The following is a 573-nucleotide window of genomic DNA, read 5'->3' as shown; positions in this document are numbered from 1 at the left end:
GCGCCGCTGGCGAGGCTGTCGTGGTTGCCGACGGTCGAGTACCAGGGCAGGGCCAGGCCGGGGCTGCGCACGGGGCGCAGGGCCGCTTCGAGGAATCCCTCGATACGGGGGTAGCCCAGGCGCTTGTCCGCGTCGGGCGCACCGTCCTCCGGGTGCCAGTACATCCGCATCCCCGAGTTCTGCACGCCCTCGTACGCCTGCGGGTCACCGCTGTTGGGCGTGACGAGCCCGCCGCTCATCAGCGTGAGGTACCAGTCGAGTTCGCACAGCGAGTTGTTGTCCGTGTTGTCGCCGGTCGTCATTGCGAAGGCCAGCGGCGCGCCGGTGGCGNNTGCGTACGTACTCGGTGCGCACCGGGTGCTGGACGTCCGTCACATGGAGGTCCGTGAGCTGGACGAAGGAGCTGAGTACCGTACGGCGGTCCTCGCGGCCGGACTTGGCGGACGCGAACTGTTCACGTACAACCCGGCGCCAGCCCGGTCCGTCCCCGAGACGGCGGAAGGTGGCGTTCCCCGCGCGCGGTGTGGCGAGCGATTCGAGCGTGGTGAGGCCGGCGGAGGGGCCGGTGGGGGT

The 573-nt window shown here is 70.8% G+C and carries 2 pseudogenes; both read right to left on the bottom strand.

Annotated features, from left to right (window positions below):
- Positions 1-330, bottom strand: a pseudogene (locus BHU15_RS41835) (TIGR03767 family metallophosphoesterase); the annotation flags it as partial.
- A 2-nt stretch (positions 331-332) separates the two neighbouring features.
- Positions 333-573: pseudogene (locus BHU15_RS41830) on the bottom strand (TIGR03767 family metallophosphoesterase); the annotation flags it as partial.

The sequence above is a fragment of the Streptomyces niveus genome (assembly GCF_001723055.1).
In the GTDB taxonomy this organism is placed as follows: domain Bacteria; phylum Actinomycetota; class Actinomycetes; order Streptomycetales; family Streptomycetaceae; genus Streptomyces; species Streptomyces niveus.
This window is presented reverse-complemented; position numbering and strand designations above follow the sequence as displayed.